Consider the following 6,497-nt stretch of genomic DNA (forward strand, 5'->3'; position numbering starts at 1 on the left):
ACGTAGGAGCGGACTCGGCTGAAGCACTCCTGGAGGCTCCAGACGAGCTGGAGCATGAAGCGCGAGGCGTTCCTCACCGAGTCCGAGACATCGCAGAGGGTGACGAGCTTGGGCTTCTCGCGATGGCGTCGCCTGAACCTGAGCTCCATCGGGATGCCGCCGTACTGGAGGCTCCGCCGCACGGTGCGCCGCGAGTCCAGGCGTCCCTTCTCCTCCTGCCGCTGACGGAGGGCCAGCGCGTCCTTGATCTTCCGCGCCAGGCGCGCGACCACCGCCTTCATCTGGGCCACCTCGTCGGCGCTCAAGGCGAAGAGGGGCTTGTCGGTCAGCGACTCCTGCATGAGCCGCTCGCCCGAGCGGTAGGCTCGGCGCTCGAGTTCGCGCTCCACGTGCTGGCGGATCATCCGGCGGAAGGCCTCCAGGCGGAGGTCGAGGTAGTTCCGGATGCGCGCGAGCTGTCCCGGGTCCAGGCCCCGGGCCTCGAGAAGCTGGAGCAGCCGCGCCAGGTCGCGCTCGATCATCTCCCAGTCGAAGCGGTCGTGGATCCGCCGGGAGAAGTAGCCGATCTGGAGGAAGTACATCAGTCGCTCAAGCCCGGCGGTGCGCCCGCCCTCGCGGATCGCCATCTCCAGCTCCATCCCCTCGCCGCGGAGGAGCAGCTCGGTCAGCTCGTCGAGCTCCATCCCCTCCTCGGCGAGGAGCCGGTCCAGCAGCTCGCGGATCCGCGGGTCCTCGGGGCCGAGGGCTTTCTTGAGCCCCTCGCCGAGGGCCTGGAGGTCGAGGAAGTAGAGGTCGAAGAGCCGGTTGAAGGTGGGGAGGTCGCGTGACTCTTTGATGAGCGTGGTCGCGAGCGCGGTCTTGAACGCCTCCCGGTCCAGGAGCCCAACCTCGGCGGAGGCGGCGAGGGCGTCCAGCGCCTCGGAGGGCGAGATCCGCACTTCCGCCCGTCTCAGGTCCCCGATGAACTCCAGGATGCGCTGGTCCATCGCCTCGGAGGGGCTACGCCTTCAGCCCTAACGGCGTCGGCCGGATCGGTTGCGGGGAACCGCCCGAGATAGAGGCTCAAAGGGAGTACCTTCCATCGCGGCGGCCCGAGCTACCGTTCGTTTCACGGCATCGCGCACGGCGCGGGGGCTCGCTTTTCTAGCGTAGCGACGGAGCGATCCCGCGAGGCTTCGAGCGCGGATCTCTACCGGCTGAAGGTTACCCATGAGGCCTTGAACACGTCCTCGCCGTGGGTCCGGCTGATCGGGACGAGGCGGCCGTCCTCAAGGCGGAGGAGGCCGTGGAAGGAGCCCTGGCCGATGATGTGGATCATGGACAGCTTCCAGCCGAGCGCGCCGCCGGGGATCTCCTCGGAGACCTCTGCGCACCGGCTGACGTCGCGGACGTCGCCGACCAGGTGGAGCACTCGCACGGGCCCTTCCGCGGCCCTGAGGCCGAGCACCACCTTGTAGGCGGGCCCGTTGCGGAAGGTCTCCACGGTCAGCTCGTCCGGCGTGAGGAGATGGGGGACGGCCTCGGGCATGGTGGTCAGGTAGAAGTCGCGCGGGAACGGGTGGAGGTAATAGAAATGCCAGCGCCCCGCGGCGTAGATCCAGATCTTGACGTACTCGCCGAGCAGGCCTGAGATGCAGCGCCCGCCCTCGATGAAGACCGGCCCGGCCGGGCCCAGCTCGGGCAGCCGGATCCGGGGGCAGGGGAACCAGAGCTCCCTGAACTCGGTGAGCGCCTTCCAGTCGGTCACGGGAGGTCGGCCAGGACCTTGTCGAGGGCGCCGCGCACCCGCTCCATGTCCTTCTCGTACTTCACCAGCATCGTGAGGGTGGACTCGACCAGCTCGGGGTTGAGCTGGTCGGCGTTCAGGATCACCAGCGAGCGGGCCCAGTCGAGGCTCTCCGAGATGGACGGCGGCTTCCGGAGGTCGAGGGTCCGGATCCGCTGGACGGCGGCGACCACCGCCCGGGCGAGCCGCTCGGGGATCTCGGGGACCTTCAGGCGGATGATCGCCAGCTCCTCGGCCGGCGCGGGGAAGTCGATGAAGAGGTGGAGGCAGCGCCGCTTGAGGCCGTCGGAGATCTCGCGGGCGTTGTTCGAGGTGAGCACCACCAGCGGGATGTGCCTGGCCCCGATGGTCCCGAGCTCGGGGACGGACACCTGGTAGTCGGAGAGCACCTCGAGAAGGAAGGCTTCGAACTCGGGCTCGGCCTTGTCGATCTCGTCCACCAGGAGTACCACCGGGTCGTCCGCCAGGATCGCCGACAGAAGCGGGCGCGGCGCGAGGAAGCGGAAGGAGAAGAAGGCGTCCTCCTGCCCGGCAATGCGGGCGACGGCCTCAGGGAGGGACGGGGCGTCGGCGATCAGCTCGCCGATCCGCTCGCGGAGGAGCTGGGTGTAGAGGAGCTGTTTGGCATACTTCCACTCGTAGAGCGCCTTGCCCTCGTCGAGCCCCTCGTAGCACTGGAGGCGGATGAGGCGGCGCTCCGTCGCTTCGGACAGGGCCTTGGCCATCTCCGTCTTCCCGACGCCGGCAGGTCCCTCGATCAGGATCGGGCGCCCCATCCGCTCGGCGAGATAGACCACCGTGGCGATGCGCCGGCTTGCGATATAGCGGGCCGAGCGAAAGCGCTCCTGGACCTCTTCGACGGACGGGAACATGGCGGCTCCTTGGATTAATCGGGTCTCGCCTCGTGGCTGTTACTTACTCGGGTCTCGCCTCGCCGCTGGCGCAGGCGATGAAGCTGCCTGCGCCGAAGCGCCTCGGCTCGAACTGCCACGCCTGCGGCTCGTCCGAAGCCCCTCGGCTCGAACTGCCACTCGGGTCTCGCGTCGCGACGGGTCTGCCTGCGGCATGGCCGCCGTCGCTCGGCTCGAACTGCTACTGAATTGCGGCTCATTCTATCACACCGGCTGGCTCGGCGCGTCATCTCGCCGGGCGGCCCGCGCCCTCCTCGACACGAGTGGTACAATTTTGAATGTGACCAATCAGGGGAAGAGCTATCACCGCTGGCAGTTCTGGCTCGGGGTCGCCCGCCTGGCGCTCACGGTCGCCCTCCTGGCAGTCTTCCTCCTTACCGGCGCGACCCTGACGCTCCGCCGGTGGGCCGAGGCGGGCGGCCACCCGTTCTGGCTCCAGGTGGCCGAGCTCTTCCTGATTCTGAGCGTGGCCCTGCGCCTGGTTTCGGCGCCGCTGAGCTGGCTTGCCGGCTACCGGCTCCCCCGTCGCGTGGGGCTTCTCCACCAGCCGTTCTGGCGCTGGGCCCTGGATCACTTGAAGGCAGTGGCCCTGAGCGGCGCCCTGACCTTGCTTGCCGCGGAGGTGATCTACGCGCTTCTCAGCGTGACGGCCTGGTGGTGGCTCTGGGGCGCCGCGGTCTTCTTCGCCGGCTCGGCGTTTCTGGCCATGGTGGTTCCGCTCTGGATCGTGCCGCTCTTCTACCGCCTGACTCCGCTCGACGACGCCCAGCTCCGAGAGCGGCTCCTCGCCCTGGCCGCGCGCGTGGGCGTTCCGGTAGTCGGCGTCTGGCTGGTTGATCAGTCCCGGAAGAGCCGGACCGCGAACGCGGCCCTCACGGGCCTCGGGCGGACCCGCCGGATTCTCCTCTTCGACACGCTCGTCAACGGCTTCACCTCCGATCAGGTGGAGGCGGTCCTGGCCCACGAGCTGGGTCACCACGTCCACGGTGACGTCCGGCGCGCGCTCCTCGTCCAGGGCGGACTGACCCTCGTCACCTTCTGGATCGCTGACGGCCTCCTCCGCCTCGGCAGCCGCTGGCTCGGCCTCGACGGCCCGGCGGACCCTGCCGGCCTGCCGCTGTTCGCCCTCATCGTCGTCGGGCTCGGGCTCCTGGCGCTGCCCCTCGCGAACGGCTACTCGCGCTGGGTCGAGCGCCGGGCCGATGACTTCTGCCTGGCCGTGACGCGGAACCCTGACGCCTTCATCGGCGCCATGGACCGGCTCGCCGAGCTGAACCTGGCCGAGCGCAGCCCGCACCCGGTGAAGGAGTTCTTCCTCTTCTCCCACCCCTCCATCGCGAGGCGCATCGCCTCCGCCCGCCGGTTCGCGTCTGCCGAAGGCAGGGTCGTTGCCCAATCCAGCGCGGTCTGATATTGTCCCCTCACCCTGACCCTTTGCCCGTCGGCAGAGGGGGAACCATCACGGCCGCCACGGAGGGATGAGCATGGCCAAGCGGAAGCGGCTCCACGAACTGGTGATGGCCAGACGGGGGGCGGTGGTGCCGGGAGCCTACGACTGCGTCTCGGCCAGGCTCGTGGAGCGCGCGGGGTTTCCCGTCGTGTACATGACCGGCTACGGCACGTCGGCCTCCCGCCTGGGGCTCCCCGACCTGGGCTTCGCCGGCCTCGCCGAGATGGTGGATCACGCGCGGAGCATGGCGGCAGCGGTCTCCATCCCTCTGATTGCGGATGCCGACACCGGCTACGGCAACGCGCTGAACGTGCGCCGGACCGTCCAGCTCTACGAGACCGCCGGGGTGGCCGCGCTCCACCTGGAGGACCAGGTGCTCCCCAAGCGCTGCGGCCACCTCACCGGCAAGCAGGTGGTGCCCCTCGAGGAGTTCGCCCAGAAGATCCGCGCTGCGGTGGAGGCCCGCAGCGATCCGGACTTCCTGATCATCGCCCGGACCGACGCGATCGCGGTCAGCGGGTTCGACGAGGCCCTCCGCCGCGCCGAGGCAGCGGCGAAGGCGGGCGCCGACATCCTCTTCGTCGAGGCCCCGACCACCGAGGGCCAGATCGAGCAGATCGCGCGGAGCTTCGACGCGCCGCTCCTCTTCAACTACGCCCCGGGCGGGCGCTCGCCGCTCCTCCCCTTCGAGCGGCTCCGCGCGCTGGGGTACGCGCTGATCCTGCTCCCGGTGGACACCCTGTTCGTCGCCGTCAGGGCGGTGCAGGAGTTCCTGGCCGGCGTGAAGCGCGAGGACGGCGTCCTCCGCTTCGCCGACCGCTACATCCCCTTCCGGGAGTTCAACGAGCTGATCGGCGTGACCGACCAGATGGCGCTCGGTGAGCGTTACAAGACATGAGGCCAGCCGAGGAGGCGACAATGCGCAAGCGACAGCGGCTGTGGGTGGGAGCGGGTGTGGCGTTTGTGTGGACCCTCGGGGTCTGGATAATCGGGGCGCAGGCCCAGACGGCGCCGGTCAAGATGGAGTGGTTCTCCTGGTCCATCTTCCGGTTCACGTCGCCGACGGGAAAGGTCGTGCTGACGAACCCGTTTGTGATGAACCCGGACAGCCCGATCAAAGCCGCCGACCTGCCGAAGGTGGACGTCGTCCTGGTCGCCGACGGCCACCCTGACGAGGTGGGGTCAACGGATGAGATCGCGCTCAAGACGGGCGCGAAGGTCATCACGACCGGCGAGATGATCCGCGGCTACTTCGAGCCGCGCAAGATCCCGATGGCCCAGCTCCTGCGCGGGAACCCCGGCGACTGGCACAGGCTCGACGGTATCACGGTCCGGAGCGTCAACTCGGTCCATGGCTCGGGCACGGCGGAGCGGGTCTACGGCGGCCCGGCGCTCGGGTTCATGGTCACCTTCGAGAACGGCCTCACGGTCTACTTCGCCGGCAGCACCGCCCTCACGCTGGACATGCAGCTCTGGGGGAGCCTCTACAGGCCCCACGTGGCGATCCTGCCGCTGGCGGGGAACCGCGATCCGCAAGATATCGTCCACATGGTTCGATTGCTGCGGAGCGAGAATCCGAACCTGAAGACTGTGATCCCGCACCACCATCGCCTGAAGCCTCCCCCGGGCGCTTCCACGCCCGCGGACCTGGAGACCACCCTCAAAGCCTCCGGCCTTCCGGTCACGCTCCTGAACCCCGAGCTCGGCAAGGTGTACGAGCTCAGCAGGTAGTGAGGAGGTCACGTCATGAACGCGATCAAAGATGCGCTCGGCCAGGCGGCTGACCGCATGGCCGACGAGCTGGAGCGCCTCTCGCATCGGATCCACGCCAGCCCCGAGCTCGGCTACCAGGAGGTAAAGGCCTCGGCGTGGCTCTGCGAGTTCCTCGAGGCCAAAGGCTTCAAGGTCGAGCGCGGCGTCGCCGGGGTCGAGACCGCCTTCCGGGCGACCATCGAGGCGGGCGCGGGTCCGACCATCGCGATCCTCTGCGAGTACGACGCGCTCCCGGGGATCGGCCACGCGTGCGGGCACAACGTGATCGCCACCTCCGGCGTCGGCGCCGGCGCGGCGCTGGCCGCGGTCAAGGACCGTCTCCCCAAGGGGCGGGTCCAGGTGATCGGGACGCCGGCGGAGGAGGGCGGGGGCGGGAAGATCAAGCTGATCCAGGGCGGGGTCTTCAAGAGTGTGGACTGCGCCATGATGATCCACGGCTTCGACCGGATGCTCCTCCACCAGGACCTCCTCGGGATCGTACGCGTCAGCTTCGACTTCACCGGCAGGGCGGCCCACGCCTCTGCCGACCCCTGGGAGGGGATCAACGCGCTCGACGCGGTGATCCAGACCTTCAACG

7 protein-coding genes are annotated in these 6,497 nt (G+C 69.0%); 4 read left to right on the top strand and 3 right to left on the bottom strand.

Annotated elements, in window-relative coordinates:
• The 3 genes from HY726_22995 to HY726_23005 form a co-directional block, all read right to left on the bottom strand.
• Positions 1-986: VWA domain-containing protein (locus HY726_22995; protein ID MBI4611868.1), on the bottom strand; the 986-nt coding region annotated here is incomplete at its 3' end.
• Positions 987-1,189: 203 nt separating this feature from the next.
• Positions 1,190-1,747 carry a hypothetical protein gene (locus HY726_23000; GenBank protein MBI4611869.1) on the bottom strand — a complete coding sequence of 186 codons (558 nt, stop codon included), beginning with the start codon at positions 1,745-1,747 and terminating at the stop codon, positions 1,190-1,192.
• Positions 1,744-2,658 (bottom strand): MoxR family ATPase, encoded by a 915-nt coding sequence (locus tag HY726_23005; GenBank protein MBI4611870.1) that lies wholly within the window; start codon positions 2,656-2,658, stop codon positions 1,744-1,746. Before HY726_23005 ends, HY726_23000 begins: the two co-directional genes overlap by 4 nt.
• 319 nt (positions 2,659-2,977) lie before the next feature.
• Between HY726_23005 and HY726_23010 the strand changes: the two genes are divergently transcribed.
• The 4 genes from HY726_23010 to HY726_23025 form a co-directional block, all read left to right on the top strand.
• Positions 2,978-4,108 carry a M48 family metallopeptidase gene (locus HY726_23010; GenBank protein ID MBI4611871.1) on the top strand — a complete coding sequence of 377 codons (1,131 nt, stop codon included), beginning with the start codon at positions 2,978-2,980 and terminating at the stop codon, positions 4,106-4,108.
• A 67-nt stretch (positions 4,109-4,175) separates the two neighbouring features.
• Positions 4,176-5,045, top strand: a complete 870-nt coding sequence (locus HY726_23015) for an oxaloacetate decarboxylase (GenBank protein ID MBI4611872.1) — start codon at positions 4,176-4,178, stop codon at positions 5,043-5,045.
• A gap of 20 nt (positions 5,046-5,065) precedes the next feature.
• Entirely contained in the window at positions 5,066-5,878 is an 813-nt protein-coding gene (locus HY726_23020; GenBank protein ID MBI4611873.1) for an MBL fold metallo-hydrolase, read from the top strand.
• A gap of 15 nt (positions 5,879-5,893) precedes the next feature.
• On the top strand, positions 5,894-6,497 hold a 604-nt coding region (locus HY726_23025; protein MBI4611874.1), incomplete at its 3' end, for a M20/M25/M40 family metallo-hydrolase.

The organism is Candidatus Rokuibacteriota bacterium (genome assembly GCA_016209385.1).
Classification (GTDB): domain Bacteria; phylum Methylomirabilota; class Methylomirabilia; order Rokubacteriales; family CSP1-6; genus JACQWB01.